Annotated in this window: 18 protein-coding genes; 8 read left to right on the top strand and 10 right to left on the bottom strand. The window is 63.4% G+C overall.

The features are described from left to right. Positions 1-59: 59 nt before the first annotated feature. The 3 genes from IPK66_09560 to IPK66_09550 all read right to left on the bottom strand — a co-directional run bounded on the left by IPK66_09560 (position 60) and on the right by IPK66_09550 (position 5,218). Positions 60-866 carry an SDR family oxidoreductase gene (locus tag IPK66_09560; protein MBK8175482.1) on the bottom strand — a complete coding sequence of 269 codons (807 nt, stop codon included), beginning with the start codon at positions 864-866 and terminating at the stop codon, positions 60-62. 90 nt (positions 867-956) lie between these two features. Beyond that, positions 957-3,605 (bottom strand): glucosidase, encoded by a 2,649-nt coding sequence (locus IPK66_09555; GenBank protein ID MBK8175481.1) that lies wholly within the window; start codon positions 3,603-3,605, stop codon positions 957-959. Then, positions 3,602-5,218 carry an FAD-dependent oxidoreductase gene (locus IPK66_09550; GenBank protein ID MBK8175480.1) on the bottom strand — a complete coding sequence of 539 codons (1,617 nt, stop codon included), beginning with the start codon at positions 5,216-5,218 and terminating at the stop codon, positions 3,602-3,604. The genes IPK66_09555 and IPK66_09550 overlap by 4 nt, the downstream gene beginning before the upstream one ends. A 217-nt stretch (positions 5,219-5,435) precedes the next feature. Here IPK66_09550 and IPK66_09545 point away from each other — a divergent pair, with 217 nt between their 5' ends. The 7 genes from IPK66_09545 to IPK66_09515 all read left to right on the top strand — a co-directional run bounded on the left by IPK66_09545 (position 5,436) and on the right by IPK66_09515 (position 10,407). After that, positions 5,436-5,822, top strand: coding sequence for a DoxX family protein (locus IPK66_09545; GenBank protein ID MBK8175479.1), 387 nt, complete (start codon positions 5,436-5,438; stop codon positions 5,820-5,822). Between the two features lie 86 nt (positions 5,823-5,908). Beyond that, positions 5,909-6,388: a cupin domain-containing protein gene (locus IPK66_09540; protein ID MBK8175478.1), complete on the top strand. Its 480-nt coding sequence runs from the start codon at positions 5,909-5,911 to the stop codon at positions 6,386-6,388. Between the two features lie 43 nt (positions 6,389-6,431). After that, positions 6,432-7,337 carry an SMP-30/gluconolactonase/LRE family protein gene (locus IPK66_09535; protein MBK8175477.1) on the top strand — a complete coding sequence of 302 codons (906 nt, stop codon included), beginning with the start codon at positions 6,432-6,434 and terminating at the stop codon, positions 7,335-7,337. 265 nt (positions 7,338-7,602) lie between these two features. After that, positions 7,603-8,592 (top strand): hypothetical protein, encoded by a 990-nt coding sequence (locus tag IPK66_09530; protein ID MBK8175476.1) that lies wholly within the window; start codon positions 7,603-7,605, stop codon positions 8,590-8,592. A 34-nt stretch (positions 8,593-8,626) separates the two neighbouring features. Then, complete coding sequence (locus IPK66_09525) at positions 8,627-8,827, top strand: hypothetical protein (GenBank protein MBK8175475.1); 201 nt, start codon at positions 8,627-8,629, stop codon at positions 8,825-8,827. 42 nt (positions 8,828-8,869) lie between these two features. Further along, positions 8,870-9,973: a VOC family protein gene (locus IPK66_09520; protein MBK8175474.1), complete on the top strand. Its 1,104-nt coding sequence runs from the start codon at positions 8,870-8,872 to the stop codon at positions 9,971-9,973. Further along, the gene (locus IPK66_09515; GenBank protein ID MBK8175473.1) at positions 9,970-10,407 is read left to right on the top strand and encodes a DoxX family protein; all 438 of its coding nucleotides are present in this window, start codon (positions 9,970-9,972) and stop codon (positions 10,405-10,407) included. Before IPK66_09520 ends, IPK66_09515 begins: the two co-directional genes overlap by 4 nt. An 86-nt stretch (positions 10,408-10,493) precedes the next feature. On the opposite strand, the gene IPK66_09510 is transcribed toward IPK66_09515, so the two are convergent. Next, entirely contained in the window at positions 10,494-11,597 is a 1,104-nt protein-coding gene (locus IPK66_09510; GenBank protein MBK8175472.1) for a DUF4139 domain-containing protein, read from the bottom strand. Next, complete coding sequence (locus IPK66_09505; protein MBK8175471.1) at positions 11,598-11,912, bottom strand: hypothetical protein; 315 nt, start codon at positions 11,910-11,912, stop codon at positions 11,598-11,600. Between the two features lie 59 nt (positions 11,913-11,971). Here IPK66_09505 and rmuC point away from each other — a divergent pair, with 59 nt between their 5' ends. Beyond that, the gene (gene rmuC, locus IPK66_09500) at positions 11,972-13,117 is read left to right on the top strand and encodes a DNA recombination protein RmuC (protein ID MBK8175470.1); all 1,146 of its coding nucleotides are present in this window, start codon (positions 11,972-11,974) and stop codon (positions 13,115-13,117) included. Positions 13,118-13,156: 39 nt separating this feature from the next. On the opposite strand, the gene IPK66_09495 is transcribed toward rmuC, so the two are convergent. From IPK66_09495 to atpC, 5 genes are all read right to left on the bottom strand, one after another. Then, a complete protein-coding gene (locus IPK66_09495) occupies positions 13,157-13,594 on the bottom strand; it encodes a hypothetical protein (protein MBK8175469.1) in 438 nt (145 codons plus the stop codon). Then, on the bottom strand, positions 13,591-13,962 hold the full coding sequence (locus IPK66_09490; GenBank protein MBK8175468.1) for a DUF4168 domain-containing protein: 372 nt from the start codon (positions 13,960-13,962) through the stop codon (positions 13,591-13,593). The genes IPK66_09495 and IPK66_09490 overlap by 4 nt, the downstream gene beginning before the upstream one ends. Before the next feature lie 131 nt (positions 13,963-14,093). After that, entirely contained in the window at positions 14,094-14,705 is a 612-nt protein-coding gene (locus IPK66_09485; GenBank protein ID MBK8175467.1) for a GNAT family N-acetyltransferase, read from the bottom strand. Between the two features lie 134 nt (positions 14,706-14,839). After that, positions 14,840-15,595, bottom strand: a complete 756-nt coding sequence (gene nfi, locus IPK66_09480) for a deoxyribonuclease V (protein ID MBK8175466.1) — start codon at positions 15,593-15,595, stop codon at positions 14,840-14,842. Positions 15,596-15,625: 30 nt separating this feature from the next. After that, entirely contained in the window at positions 15,626-16,060 is a 435-nt protein-coding gene (gene atpC / locus IPK66_09475) for an ATP synthase F1 subunit epsilon (GenBank protein ID MBK8175465.1), read from the bottom strand. Between the last annotated feature and the right edge of the window lie 11 nt (positions 16,061-16,071).

Raw genomic sequence — 16,071 nt, 5'->3', positions numbered from 1 at the left:
CAGCGACGCCGCGTCGAATCGCGCGACAGTGGCGCCGCGCCGGTCGTGCGGCGGTCGCGTCAGCCGCCGGTGGCGAAACCGGGATAGCAGGTCATGCCGCCATCGACGAAGATCGTCACACCGTTGATGTAGTCGGCCATGTCCGAAGCGAGGAATACGGCGACGTTGGCGATGTCCTCGGGCTCGCCGATGCGCCTGTACGGAACCAGCTTCATCAGCTCGGCGTAGGCTTCCGGCGAGTCCCACGCGGCGGTATTGATCGGCGTGCGGATCGCGCCCGGGCCGATTGAATTTACCCGGATGCGATGCGGCGCCAGTTCCTGCGCCATGCTCTTCATCATCATGGAGATACCACCCTTCGACGCGGCATAGTTGGTGTGGCCGGCCCACGGGATCACCTCATGCACGGAACTCATGCAGATGATTTTTCCGGCGGCAACGGACACCTCCTTGCGCACGCCACGGCGAAGGAACTCCTTGACCGCCTCGCGGATGCACATGAACTGGCCGGTCAGATTGATGCCGATGACCGTGTTCCATTCCGATAAGGTCATCTCGACCAGTGACGAATCCCTTTGCAATCCCGCATTTGCCACCAGGATGTCGAGCGTGCCGAAGGCCGCGAGGGCCTTTGCGAACATATCCTCCACCTCGACTTCCTTGGATACGTCCGCCTCGATCGCCAGCCCCTTGACGCCCTCGGCCTCGATCGACCGGACGACGTTTTGCGCCGCGGCATCGTTGGTCACGTAATTGACGATAACGTCGGCGCCGGCCCGCGCCAGACCGATCGCCACCGCCTCGCCGATACCGGAGTTCGCGCCGGTCACCAGGGCTTTCTGCCCGAGCAGCAGTTTCGGGCACATCTTATAATTCGGCAGATCGCGATTGAGTTGTGAAGCCGTCGTTTCGCTCGCCATCCTTTTCCTTCCTCCTGGTTTCCCGCAGACGCTCAGCTATTGGCCGGTATAGAGCTCGTCGATGAGATTGGCGATGAGGCCGGTCCACCCGGTCTGGTGCGAGGCGCCGACGCCGTGCCCGTCGTCGCCGTCAAAGTATTCATGAAACAAGATGAAGTCCTTGAAGTGCGGATCGGTTTGCAGCTTCTCACTGGTATGGAACACCGGCCGGCGACCATCCGCGTCGCGCAGGAAGATACGGACCAGCCGGTTACGCAGATCATCCGCCACCTCGCTCAGCGACAGCATGTTGCCAGAGCCGGCCGGGCACTCGACACGAAATCCGTCGCCATAGAACGAGCCGAATTTGCACAAGCTCTCAATGATCAGGTAGTTCACCGGCATCCACACCGGCCCCCGCCAGTTGGAGTTGCCGCCAAAACAGGCGGTGTCGGACTCCGCCGGCGTATATCTCACTTCGGAGCTGAACCCATCGCATGAGAAGACGTAAGGGTGATCTTGGTAAATGCGGGAAATCGCCCGCACGCCATGCGGCGAGAGGAATTCCGCCTCGTCCAGCATGCGCTCGAGCACCCGCTTCATGCGAAAGGCGCGGGTGATTCCGATCAGCCGCCGGTTTTCGGCACCGGGCTTTTCCATGCGGGTGACCAACTTCGCCAGCTGTGGACGATGGTGGAGGTACCATTTCATCCGCCGGGCGAACTCCGGCGCCGCCTTGAGCAGTTCCTCGTCGAGGACCTCGACCGCGAACAGCGGTATCAGCCCGACGATCGAGCGCAGCCGCAGCGGAACCTTTTCACCCGACGCACGGATCAGCCAGTCGTAGTAGAAGTTGTCCTGGTCATCCCACAGCCCCATTTGCTCGCCGCCGAGATTGGTCATCGCGCCGCCGATCAACAGGAAATGCTCGCCGAACTTGATGGCGATGTCTTCGTACGTATGGTTGCTCTGCGCCAGTTCGAGGGCGATCCGCAGCATGTTCAGGCAGAACATCGCCATCCACGAGGTGCCGTCCGACTGGGTCAGCGTGCCATCGACCGGCAGCGGCGCGGAGCGATCGAAGCTGCCGATGTTGTCGAGGCCGAGAAAGCCGCCCTGGAAGACATTGCGCCCCGAGGGGTCCTTACGATTCACCCACCAGGTGAAATTGAGCAGGAGCTTGACGAACACGCGTTCGAGAAAGTCGCGATCGCCGCTGCCGCCGTTGTACCGCTTGTCCAACTCGAAAATGCGTAACGCCGCCCAGGCGTGCACCGGTGGATTGACGTCGCTGAAGTTCCATTCGTATGCCGGCATCTGACCGTTCGGGTGCATGTACCAAACCTGGCACAGCAGCAGAAGCTGGTCCTTGGCGAATCGGGGTTCGATCAACGCCAGCGTCACCAGGTGAAACGCCCAGTCCCAGGCGGCGAACCAGGGGTATTCCCACTTGTCCGGCATGGCGATGATGTCGGCAGCGTAGAAATGGAACCAGTCGCTGTTGCGGCCGGACTTGCGGCTTTTCGGCGGCTCCGGCTGGCCGGGATCACCATCCAGCCACTGCCTGACGTCGTAGTAATAGTACTGCTTCGACCACAGCATGCCGGCGAACGCCTGGCGTTGCACTCGCCGAACGTCCTCGTCCGGGATGTTGCTCTGCACACCGGCATAATAAGAATCGGCCTCGCTTCGACGCTGGCGAAAGATCGCATCGAAATCGGCAAACGCCTTGGCGCGGGGCGCGCCGGGGCAGAGCCGCAGCCGAACTTCCACGCTCCCCTTTGCCGGTACGACCGGCGCGTAGACGCCGACGGCCCGGGTACCGGCCTTGGCGGGGTTGACCGCGCCCGCGTTTCCGTTCACCACATATTCGTGGAAGGCATCCTTAAAAAAGCCGCGGGCATCGGTCGCACCGTAGAGCTTTCCCGCGTTGGTTTCGTTGTCGCAAAACAACAGTTCGCGCGGCTGATCGAAGTGAACGGTGAATGAGCCGAGCATCTCGTGCTCGACGCGGATCGTGCTTTGATCCACTGCCACCAACGACGGCCGCTTGGCGTCGGTGAACCACTGCCACGTATTGCGAAACCAGACTTGCGGCAGCACGTGCAAGCACGCGGCTTGCGGCCCACGGTTGGTTGCCGTGATCCGCATCAAGATATCGTCGACATCCGCCTTGGCGTATTCAATATCAACATCGAAGTATTTGTCTTCGTCGAACAGTCCGGTATCGAGCAACTCGAACTCAGGTTGCTGCTTACCTCGTCGCTGGTTCTCCGTTCTCAGCCAATCATATGGATACGCTGCCTGTGGATATTTATACAGCATGCGCGCGTAGCTGTAGGACGGCACCGCGTCGATGTAATAGTAGAGTTCCTTGACGTCCTCGCCGTGATTGCCCTCGGCATTGGTCAGACCAAACAGCCGCTCCTTCAAAATCGGATCGTTGCCATTCCACAGAGCGACGCAAAGACAAAGATTCTGCTGATCGTCGCAAAATCCCCCAAGGCCGTCCTCACCCCATCGATAGGCATAGGACCGCGCAGCTTCGTGCGGCAGATAGCTCCACGCATCTCCACTGGCGCTGTAATCCTCGCGCACCGTGCCCCATTGCCGCTCGCTGACATAGGGCCCCCAGCGCCGCCACCGCTTCTCTCCGCCATCGGCTTGACGCAATCGCAAAATCTCGCCATCGCCCTCGCTGGTCATGCCCGCTCCGGTTGCTTGTTGACGATCGCCTGCCCCCGCTTCTCGACCAGAGCCGAGACCATCGCCAAGTGTTTCAGATCGCTCTTGTCGATCACGTACGCCATCGAGTCTTCGCAAGCACGGACCCACTCGGGAACCGGCGGCGGCGTGCCGTCGAGCGACAGCCCAAAGCATTCGCCCGGCGCGAGCCGGCAGGTGTGCACGCTCGCGCCTTGTTCGCCGGGCGCCGAAGTGGTGCGCTCGAACGATCCCGAGATCACGACATAGACCCCGGCCGGCTCGATTCCCGGCTCGATCACCAGATCTCCGCGCAGCAGGCGGAGGGAGCGGCTGGTTGAGCGGGCCGGGCGAATCTCGACGATACTGCGGCTGATGAAGAGGTCGAGTGCCCAGTCGACCGCCACCCGGATACGGGTGGAAAGGCCGGGAAGAAAGCCGAGGTAGAGCAGCCTCCAGGCGACCCAGGCGAAAAACCCGCTGACCCGAACACCGCGAATGTCGGCAACGCCAGACCGCCCGCCGAGCGATGCGATCGCACCGACGGCGCGGTATTCGAACGTCGCCAATGCGCGACCGTCGAAGCTGGCAACGATGTTGCCCGCCAACACTTTCGCTTCGCGAACGGCGAACTGGGCAAGGGGCGGAGCGTACGCGGTGTTGGTGTCGTTCGGATCGCCCAAGGGAATGTGGGCGTTGTCACCCAGTGCCCAAACATCGTCCATCCCTCGAACCCGCAGGCAACGATCGACAACGATCCGGCCGTGATCGAGCGGCAGCGCAACCGTGCGCATCAGCGGTGACGGCGCATTGCCGATCGCGGCGACGATCGTCTCCGCATCGAGAATCAGCCCGCCATCGGTTTCGATACCATTGTTCGTAACCGCCTTTACGCCCGTGCTCAGCATAATCTCGACGCCGCGACGGCGCAGCGCCGCGCTCGCATACGCCGCAAGGTGCTCCGGCAACTCGGGCAGGATACGGCTGCCATGCTGGATGAGAACGATCCTCACCTCGTCCGGGCGGACCGAGGGGTAGTAGCGAAGGGATTTGCGGAGAAGCTCCTGCATCTCGCCCAGGGTCTCGACGCCGGTAAAGCCACCGCCGATGACGACGAAGGTCAGCAGCCGTCGCCTGCGCCGAGGGTCCGGCGTCGAGTCGGCGTCCTCGAGACAGCCCAAAAGCTGATTTCGGATCTGAAAGGCGTCGACAACATCCTTCATCACCAAAGCGCGGTCGGCCAGTCCGGGAGTCCGGCTCAGATCGACGACCTGGCCGAGCGCAATCACCAGGTGATCGTAGGGGATGGCGGTAATCTCGCGATCGCGCCCGACAGTCACGTGAACGGTCTTCGTCAACAGGTCGATCTTCCTGGCGTCGGCGACGCGAACGCAAACACCCGGCAGAAATAGACGCAGCGGGCTTACCGCATCGGCGGGATGGATGTTGCCGCCGGCAACCTCCGGCAGAAGCGGTTGGAAGACGAAGAAGTTGTTGCGACTGATCAGCTCGATGTGAACACCGCTGCCGGCGAGCCGGCGCAGGTGCTTGGCGGTGAAAACTCCTCCGAAGCCGCCTCCGACGATGACCACCCGGTGCTTGGAGTTTTCCGACAACGGCCGTGGTTCTTTCGTCCCGTTGATACGGCCTTCCGCGGCGATCGCCACCGGACGGCGTGTGTCGCTGCGCTCAATGTGCCTTATTTTCCCGGTCGAGTCGCGGTGTTATTGCTCTACCATTGGGCCGTGCGGTCGATACGGCGGGAACGCGCACGCGATTCCGCGACAACAGGCACGGTGCCGATCGCCACCGCCGGCGGGGAAGATCGGGCATATGGAATGGTTGGCCGACGATGCGCTGCCGCAGATCGCCAGAGTCTGCCTGGTCGTCATTTTTCCGTTCAGCGGCCTCGATAAAATCTTCAACTGGGAAAGCGCGCTCAAACAGGCAACGTCGAGTTTTCTGCCGGGCGGCCCGCTGCTGCTCGTGCTGGCAATGCTGCTCGAGTTTATCACCCCCGTCCTGATCATCTGCGGCTGGCAGGATCGGATCGCCGGCATTGTTCTCGCCGGGTACTGCGTGGTTACGGCAATTCTCTATCACAACTTCTGGAAGTACCCGCGATTCTGGTCGCCAAGCAGCGAGGGATACCCGCATGCATGGGAGTTTCTCAAGAACTTCGGGCTCGTTGGCGGCTTATTGCTGATGGTTGCGCGCTAGCGACCGTCCGTACCGTCATGGTGCCGGCAAGCCGACGCCGGCAGAAGAGGACAGAGCCGATGGCACATTCCCCCGAGATCAAACCGATCACCAGCGAAGATGAACCGCAAGCGCCGCGATCCGCGGCACCAAAGGTGCCCTATTGGCACGTTTGGACCGACGACGACGGCGTCACCCATCAGACCCGCTGCGCGCTGTCGGCATTCCACCTGCAGAGCATGGGTGGCCGCGCGGCACCGCAGTGGAACGACGAACTCGTCAGCGCCGAAGCCACCGTTCTGATCGCCACGTTGCCGACCGGCTGGATCGGCGATTGGCACGGCAATCCCAAGCCGCAGTGGATCGTGCCCCTGTCGGGGTCGTGGTTCGTCGAGACCACCGATGGGACGCGCGTGGAGATGGGTCCCGGCGAGATCTCCTTCGGTGGCGATCAAAACGCCAGACCCGACGGCACCGGGCGCGAGGGACATCGCTCGGGCACCGTCGGCGACGCGCCGGCCGTGCTGATGGTCGTCCAGCTCAACGGCGCGGCGTGGATCGCTGCCCGCCCGGGCGCCTTCACCTGACCTTGTTTCACCTGATTCTGGCAACGAAGACCGAGTCCCCCCAATGGATAGTTTCGAGATCATCGATTCGCGCTTTCGTCGCTTCGTTTTGCCGAATGCGCCGCTGGAAAAGCTCGCCGACGGCTGCCGCTGGCTGGAAGGTCCGGTGTGGTTCGCCGACATGGGGTGCCTGCTGGTGAGCGATATCCCGAACGATCGAATTCTGGGCTGGACGGAGCGCGGCGGCGTGACCGTCTTCCGCCAGCCCGCCGGATTTCCCAACGGCCAGACGCGGGACCGCGAGGGCCGTCTCATCACCTGCTCCCATCAGAAACGCTGTGTTTTACGCAGCGAGTACGATGGCAGCGTCACGGTTCTCGCCGAATGCTTCGACGGCAAACGCCTGAACTCCCCCAACGACGTCGTGGTGAAATCCGACGGGACGATCTGGTTCTCCGATCCGCCCTACGGCATCCAGACCGACTACGAGGGCGGCAAACAGGACCAGGAGCTGCCGGCCCGGGTTTATCGGCTCGACCCCCGCAACGGCGCCTTGAGCGTGGTGAGCGACGATTTCGAAGGTCCGAACGGGTTGTGCTTTTCTGCCGACGAGCGACGCCTTTACATCGTCGAGACCGGCCTGCAGTTCGCGGAGGCCCCGGTGCGGCACATCCGGGTGCTCGATGTCGATGAGGCCGGCGACGACATCCGCGGTGGGCGGGTGTTCCACACAGTGCGCCCCGGTAACGCCGACGGCATCCGCTGCGACGAGGATGGCCACGTCTGGAGCAGCGCCGGCGACGGTGTTCACTGCATCGATCCGTCGGGCGCGCTTCTCGGCAAGATCAAGGTGCCGTTCACCGTCTCGAACCTGGCCTTTGGTGGTCGCTGCCGCAGCCGCCTGTTTATCTGCGCCTCGCACACACTGTTTGCCATCTACACCAACCAGCGCGGCGCGCAGCGCCCATGATACGGACACCCCGGGGCAGCAGCCGAACGGCCAGGCGCCAACTTTCTTTCACACGACCCCTGCATCAATTCGCTTGGTGCGGCCGCCGTCATTGTTTACCCTTTTGATGGAAATAAGAGGCATTGCCGTAATGGCGCCCGCGCTCCTGCCTGTGCGGTGGGACCGGCGGCTGGCAAAGCTAGGGAGCACAAGGTCTTGGCCATAGCGGAGTCTGGCGTTAAGGCCGCCCGTGCGGCTCTGGAAGGCATCACGCGGGAGGGTGGCGGTGGCGCGGGCCACTGAGATTGCCGTCATCTATGGCGGTGGCTTGGCCCAGGGCCTTGCCCTGGTCAGCGTCCCGGCGGCGGCGACGATTCTCACCGCCGCCGACGGCTACGGGCTTTCGAGCAATCAGTATGGCAGCATCTTTCTGCCGCTGTTCGTGGGCTCGGTGCTGGCTTCGCTGCTGGCGCCGACGCTGGCCCGCCGCCGTGGCCTGAAAACGGTGCTCCTCGCGGGCTTCGGCTGTAACGCCCTTGCGATGGCGACGTTTGCGCTGAGCGCCGCGCTCGCCGGGGTGAACGGCATTGCCTTCGCGATGGTGCTGGCGGCGACCGGCTTGCTCGGTCTCGGCTTCGGCGGGACGCTCACCGCGATCAACGCCTATGCTGCCGGATTTTTTCCCGCCCGCAGCGAAACCGCCATCACCGCCCTGCACACGCTATTAGGCACCGGCACGGCTCTGGCGCCGCTGATCGTCTCGCTTCTCGCCGAGGGCGGCGCGTGGTGGATCCTGCCGGCGTCGATCGCCGCTGCCGCCGTCCTGCTTTCGGGCCTGGCACTGAGCCAGCCCCTCGCGCTTTCCAGCAGTGCCGGCGGCGCGGCACCGGCGCTCGCGGCGGCAGCCGTTGCCGGGCTCTACCGCTGCGCTTTTGGATCTGGATCGCCTTCGCGCTACTTTATGGCATCTGTGAAACCCTGTTCGGCAATTGGGGAACGGTCTATCTCCACCAGCAGCGCGCCTTCCCGAAGCGACCGCCAATCTGGCGCTCGCGGTGTTCTGGGCGGCGGTGACCGCAGGCCGCCTGCTCGTCGCCGTGGCTTCCGCGCGAATTTCCGCACTGGTGATCTTTCGCGCCCTGCCGGTGCTGATCGCCGCCGCTCTGGTGTGCGTCGCCGTAGCGTCGGACGGGACGTTCGGGGTAGCAGCGTTCGCGCTTGCCGGCCTCGCCTGCTCCGCCTGCCTGCCGCTAAGCATCGGCACCGCCAGCAGTGAATCACCACGGTTCGTCGAGACCGTCTCCGGCTGGATGGTCGCGTCTTATATGCTGGGATACGGGATCGGTGCGTTCGCCGTCGGTCCGCTACGCCAGCTCGGCGACCTCTCCCTATCCGACGTCTATCTCGGCGCCGTCGCGATTGCGGTCGTGCTGATTCTACTCGCCAATCTGCTGGTCAGAGGCGCGCGCGCAACAACTCGGGGCATCGCTGCTTCGCAGGCTCGTCGGTAGTGGCGATAGCCTGGGATGGACGGGACGGAAAGGAGCCATGGGATGATCCGAGGATCGCGCAACGGCCCACGGCGTGCCGCCAGATGCGGCCTGCGCCCGTCGCCCATCGCGTCCTGGACAACGTCTCGGGTGGCGCGCGTCGTTCTCGTGCTGCTCGGCCTTGCCTGCTCCGCCATGGCATTTCCCCGCGACTGTGCCGCCCTTACGGTGCAGCGCGTGGTAATGATCGGGTTTACCGTCTCCGATATGGATCGATCGGTGGCTTTCTATTCCGACGTCCTGTCCTTCGAGAAGGTGGCGGACTTCCAGACCAGCGGCCCGCTGTACGATCACCTTCAAGGTGTTTTCGGCTCGCGTGTCCGCATCGTGCACATGCGTCTCGGCGACCAGATCGTCGAACTCACCCAATACGTTGCGCCGCCGGATGGTCGTCCCATCCCGCTTCCCTCCCGCAGCAACGATTTGTGGTTCGAGCATATGGCAATTGTCGTCAGCGACATGGACCAGGCATACGCGATGCTGCAACGACATCAGGTGCGGCAGATCAGCCCGGAGCCGCAGACGATCCCGGCATCGAACGTTCCGGCGGCCGGCATTCGGGCGATCAAGTTCCGCGATCCCGACAATCATGACCTGGAGCTTTTGTGGTTCCCGCCGGACAAGGGGGCAGCCTCCTGGCATCAAGCCGGCAACCGGCTCTTCCTTGGCATCGACCACACCGCGATCACCGTCGGCGATACCGCGGCAAGCCTGGCGTTTTACCACGACCAGCTCGGCATGACGGCGGCCGGCGGCAGCCTGAACATCGGCCCGACTCAGGACTATCTCGACAGCGTTTTCGCTGCCCGTGTCCGGGTCACAGCGATGGTGCCGGCAAACGCGCCGCCGCATGTCGAGTTTCTGCAGTACGAGACACCGCCGGGCGGCCGGCCGATGCCGCCGGATACCCAGGCGAACGACCTGTGGCACTGGCAGACGACGCTGCTGGTGGACGACGTGCAGGCTGCCACGGACACGTTGCGCGCCGCCGGCGTCCGCTTCGTCTCGCCTGACGTGACGACGATTTCCGAGACGGCGTTGGGGTTCTCTCGGGCGGTGATGGTCCGCGACCCGGATGGGCACGCGATGCGTCTGGTGCAACGATGAGCAGCATCGACCGCTGCCTGCCGTTTATCGCCCGGGCCTGTCTCATTCTGCTGTTCCCGTTCAGCGCCCTCGACAAGATCTTTGACTACGGCAACGCGGTGGCGCAGGCGGACGTGTCCGGTATGCCGATGCCCGGCTGGCTGCTGCTATTGCTTGGCGGTTGCCTTGAGGTATTCGGGTCTCTGGGCATCCTGCTGAACATCTACGCCCGGCAATTCGCGCTACTATTCTGCTTCTACTGTGTGGCTACGGCGGTGTTATTCCATAACTTTTGGATCTATCCCTTTGGCAGCGCCGACTGGATGAACAATTTCTGGCCGTTTCTAAAAAACTTCGGCTTGGTCGGTGGCTTCCTCTTCGTCGCCACCAACGCCAGGATGAAACCGCTCGCACAATCATTCACGCTGGCGCCGCGTCCGCGCGAGCAAGATTAGGCGCGTTGTCAGACCAATTCGGCTTGAGGCGGGCATAGCCGATTCATCTCAATTGGGAGGTATTCAATCCCGCCGCCCCGTTATTCTTACTGCTGGATGCGGACGCGGTAGGTCAGGGTCGCGGCGCCTTTGGGCGGAACGATAAGGTGCCAGGTGAGTCGATCGCTCGTCGACTGTTCGTGCTTGGCGCTTTCGGCGAGGACCGTCCAGTCGCCGGGGACGATTTCGACGACGTCGATGACGGCCGGCTTGTCGCGCGCGTTCTTCGCCTCGATGCTCCATGCGCTCTCCGAGACCGTATCAGGCAGGCCGCTGCGCGAAAAGTCCGTCTGCCGGCGCTCGACCGAAAGATCGAAAGCGGTGCCCGGCGTCAAGGTGACGGGTGCACCGACGGCGGTGTGGTCGATCCGATCCTCACCCAACAGCCGAGGGGTATCATCCTTAGCCGTCGCGTAGAGACGAACGATGCCAGCCGGAAGCGGCACCGCGCCCTCCCCCGCGTTTTCGAAGCGGAGCCGTACCTCGGGATGGGTGACACGCGGCTCGCCCGCCTGCCGATACGCGGTCACGCCGCCCTCGCTGACATAATGCACCGCGGCTGAAAGGTGCAGCGGCGCCATCAGGGCGACCTGTTTCGTTTGCTGATCGAGCAGGCTGACGCGATCGGCGATCCGGTAAAGGTGCAGGTCGGCGAATTCCTCGCGCTCCGGCATCGCCTTGGCCTCCGCCATCATCGGTGCGGCCTGCATACGCGCCATCGGCGCCGGCCGCGGCGGACTGACACGATTGATCGACCCGGCGATCAGCGCCAGCGATGCGTCAGGAAAATCGCCGCCGCTGCTATTGGACAGCGTCGCCCGTCCAGACAGTTCGATCTGACCCGACGCCTCGTCCCATAAACCAACGTAGTCGGCACTCCAGCCCAGCCCTTGCGTCAGGTAGCCGAGGGCAATGCTCTGGTGTCCCGCGGCTTCGGCGTCGAGCGTCGCCATGAGTGTCGGACGGGGCCGCAGGTCGGCGGGCACGTCGAAAAACACGATGCGAGCCGGATCGACCGCCTCGACGCGATCCCGGACCCGCACCAGAGCCCCCGCCTCAACGCTGAGGAGCGTCGCCGGCTCGACAATCTCCTCACCACTCGTCGGATGGATATGGACGACCCCGACCGGCTTGCCGAGCGCCCGGCGCAATCACGATTCGGGGGTCAACAGGGCGAAATCGTAGACGACGTCGACGAGGCGGATGCCGCGTGCCGCTTCGATCATCACGCTCGCCGGCACGATCTGCCGGCTGACGCCTTCAAACACCAGGCGGTTGGCACCGGTGGCGAGATCGGCAGGGCGCCGGTCCCAAACGACCGCGGAACCGTCTCCATACAGGGTCAAATTCAGCGGCTGCTCGCGCTCATCGGGCGTGAGGACAACCTCCGCAGCGAAACTTGAGGAACCAATGACGAGAAGGACGGCGGCGGCAAGCGGCAGGCGCAACATGAGTATTTCTCGCATGGTTGATCCAACGCCAGGGAAGTTTGCGTTTACCGCAGCCGTGGTGCAAGGTGGCGTTTATGCACGATTTGTTCTCATCGTCGACGGTCAGTGGCGGCGTATGGATCGCGGCTGCCGCGGGCGTGGCGCTGCTGGCTCTCGCCGGGTTTGTGCTGGCGGTCCTGCGCAGCGAGCGGACGCGGGACGGAACGGCAGCGCAGATCGGCCGCCTCGCGGAGATCGCCGAGAGCCTGTCGCGGGGACAGGCAGAGCTCGCCGGACGCCTGCAGCAGTCGCAAGCAGGTCTCGATCATCGCCTCGATTCCCTGTCGCACCGGCTCGGCGAGGGGCTGATCGAACATGGCGAACGCACCTCTGAAACGCTGCGCGCGCTGCACGAGCGCCTCGCTCTCATCGATGCGGCACAGAAGTCGATCACCGCGCTATCGAGCGAGGTTGCTGGCCTGCAGGACATCCTCGCCAACAAGCAGGCACGCGGAGCGTTCGGCGAAGTCCAGCTCGAGGCACTCGTCGCCTCGATGCTACCGGCGGACGCCTTTCGCCTGCAGGCGACGCTGACGAATCGCTGCCGGGCCGACTGCCTGCTGACACTGCCCGATCCGCCAGGCCCGATCGTCATCGATTCGAAGTTTCCACTCGAAAGCTATCGCCTGCTGTGTGCGGCGCGCGACGAGGTCGAGCGGAGCCGTGCCGCACGCGCGTTCGCCCAGGATGTGCTCAGGCACGTGCGCGACATCGAGGCCAAGTACATCGTCCCCGGCGAGACGGCGGATTCAGCGATGATGTTCCTGCCCTCGGAAGCCGTCTACGCCGAGCTGCATGCGCACTTTCGCAACGTTGTCGAGGACTCGTTCCGCCGCAAGGTCTGGATCGTCTCGCCGTCGACGCTGTGGGCGACACTGAATACCGTGCGCGCGGTTCTGCGGGACGTCCGTCTGAAGCGGCAGGCAACGGTTATTCAGGCTGAACTTCGCGCGATCGTTGAAGACGTCGCCCGCATCGATCAGCGCGCAGCGAACCTGCAGCGGCATTTCGATCAGGCCACCGACGACCTCCGCCAGATCCGCGTATCGACCGACAAGCTGGCGATGCGCGCGAGCCGTCTCGACCTTGTGGCGATCGGCGATGGCGATGAGGACGGCAACAGCGAAAGGAATAGCGCGGCGCTTACATCCGGGCCCGAAACGTCAACGGCGAGCGGCTGAGACGCCCGCGTCGGACGCGTCAATTTACCGCGGTACGTATCAGCGGCTGGCGCTATAGCGCACCGTCTGTGCCGTGACCACCGCCATTTGCCCGGTGCCGGGGCGAACGACGACATCGACGAGAGCATCCGCCCCGGCGTCGCATGCCCCCTCGCGCAACTGCGGCAGGGCCGAGGTGATGATACTGTCGTCATCCAACGGCGGAGTGCCAGGCGGCTGCTCGATGGTCACCACCACGTGTCCGACAACGTTGAACGCGCGCCCGGGCGGATGATCGCGATAGACGTCAATCTTGCAATCTCGCGGCTTCGGCGGGAATGCCGCCTCGGCCGCTGAACGGCTGTGCGATCCGCCGGCGAGCCCGCCGCACGCACCGAGCACCGACAAAAACATGGCAAGTGTCGCAAAACGCAAGAAACCCGCGCTTATCGTACAGACTTTCACGCTCGAACCATCGTCCAGGATATCAGTCGTCATCGCTGCTCCACCGCACCTTGCAGTATGCTCGAGAGTCTCTCCTGCAGCGCCGGGTCAGATTCGGCGCGGCGACGAACCGCCTGATAATCGCCGACGGAAATTGTGCTACCCGCCTTGATGACGACGGACATCCGGGCGTCGGCGGCCTGCTTCAGTCGCGCCTTATCCTCAAGGGTGGGAGCAGCGTCGATGATCGGTTGCCAGGAGTCGATCAGGTTACCAACGCGCAGAGCGGCGATAACGAAAGCCTGCAGGGTTGCATCGCTGAAATGAGGGCCAGCAACCGTGCCCTCGGCGGATACTTCGCTCGCCGTACACACCAGAAGACCAAGGCCAAGCACGACCCCCACCCACCATCGATGTGCCATCGCATCGTTCACAGACACCGGCCTGTCCCGTCAGCCGCGCGCATGGACGGCCCATCTGCGCGCGTTGGGTTAGCTAAAAGCCGGCCGGAACCTTCCTGCAAGTGAATTCACCGACGTTATCAGTATCGGCATTACGCAGCAGCACGGGTTTGATCGGTGATCGCCACGCTTGCGATCCCTGGCAGCACGGTCGCAAGCATGGGAGCCCAGGCCTGTCTTCCGCGACGCAGAGAATCCTCGTAGGCGGCATAGTGCTCGGCCGATATTTCGCGAAAGAACGTCAATGGCGTTGCCGGCGCGAGATCGGCAACCGCTTCGAATTCGCCGGCATCGCAATGCAGGCTCATCTCCGCCTTGCGCGTCAGGTGTGCCATCGGCGCGTTCTCAGCGAGAAAGAAGATATAAAATTTGCGAAACCCGCGGTTTCGCGCCCAGACGATCGCCTGCTCGAACAACAGGCTGCCGAGCCTGTGCCCACGCCACGCACGATCCACGCTGAACGCGAATTCGACGGAGCGTTCCGTACCGGCAGCAATGTGAACGGCGCCGACCACAGCTCCGTCATCGGCGACTTTCGCCAGAATGCGATCGCGCTTGGTCTCGATGCGTCCGATGTACTTGTGAATGCTGACGTCGTCGGTGTGGAAGCCGAATCGCAAATGCCGGTCTCCGGCATCGAGGCGAAGGAGGTGCGCTTCATAGTTCGGCACCTCATGAGAGCGGAGTGATCGGATGCTGTTCATCATCGGTCTCTAATGTATGTTGCAGAGCAACATTACAAGAGACAGATTGAAAAAACTTTAAAATTGCTTCCCCATTAGAGGCAATAACGCCGGAACATTTGGAAAACTATGCAGCTTTAGCGCGTTGTTATCCGCTATGCCCACAATTTTGAGATGCGGTCTGCCAGCCTGGTCGGCTCGGGCAAACGCCATTTCGTGCTGCATTGCAGCACAATGCGCAACGCTGATTCGAGGCTAACCCGGTGACCGGTGGATACGAATACCGGACGGACCCCACTGCGGGTGCGAAGGCAGAGGCCGATCTCCTCGTCACCGTCGCGCAACGACGTGACCGCACCGCGAGTCGCCGACGGTTCATCAGCGCTGCCGATCAGGCGGGACTTCGCCACGCCGATCGTCGGCAGATCGAGCACGACGCCAAGGTGGCTGGCGATCCCGCAGCGCCGCGGATGGGCAATCCCCTGCCCGTCGCACATCAGCACGTCCGGACGATAACGCAGCGCGTCCAGCGCCGCGATCGCCGCCGGAGCTTCACGGAAACTCAAAAGACCCGGAACATAGGGAAATTCAACCTCGCGCTCCACCGCCGCCTGATCGAGCACCGCGAGACTGGCAGCGTCGAGCAGAACCGCAGAGGCACGCGCGCGAGCCTGCCGACCTCGCCGGCTGTAGGCGACGTCGACACCGGCAATGGTTCGCAGCGGTCCGAAGCGATCGCTCCGTTCTACCGCGCCCGCCACTTGGCGTTGGAGAGCAATCGCCTCGCTGACGCTGATCTCTGCGTTCACGCCAGCCCGCGTTACGTATAACGGCACATCATCACCGCCGGTGGATTGGCCGGCAATGCGCACCCCCTGCCCCTGAGCTGGGCGAAGCCTCACGGCTGTCATCTCTGGTCCGAGGTGACAGCCGCGCTTCAATCAATGGGAGCGGAGGACCATCTGCTCGTACTGTTCGATCGCCTCAACCATTGCCTCGGCGGCGCGAACGTCGCGCTCGGCTGTCGTGCGAACGCCGAGCGTATCCGCGAGCATCAATGCGTCGTGGGCGCGCTTCAGTCGGGTTTCCGCGTCCTCGCGGCTGATCGTCTTCACCGGTAGTGCTTCTTCGGCAAGGATACTGCAGCGCTCCGGCGTCACTTCGGCGAAACCGCCTTCGACGAAGATCTGATCGAGTATCTTCAGCGACTTATCGCGGATTTCGATCGTTCCCGCACGAAGCGTCGAGAGCAATGCCGCGTGCCCCGGCATCACGCCGAAGTTGCCGGCTGCCCCCGGAATGATGACGAGCTCCGCTTTCACCGAAAGCATCGGCTTCGCCGGAGTGACGATCTCGAACTCAAACGTATCGGCCATGGGTCCCGCTT

It is taken from the genome of Rhodospirillales bacterium, from assembly GCA_016712595.1.
GTDB lineage: Bacteria > Pseudomonadota > Alphaproteobacteria > Rhodospirillales > Defluviicoccaceae > Defluviicoccus.
Note: the sequence above shows the minus strand (reverse complement) of the source record. Positions and strands in the feature narration are given on the sequence as shown.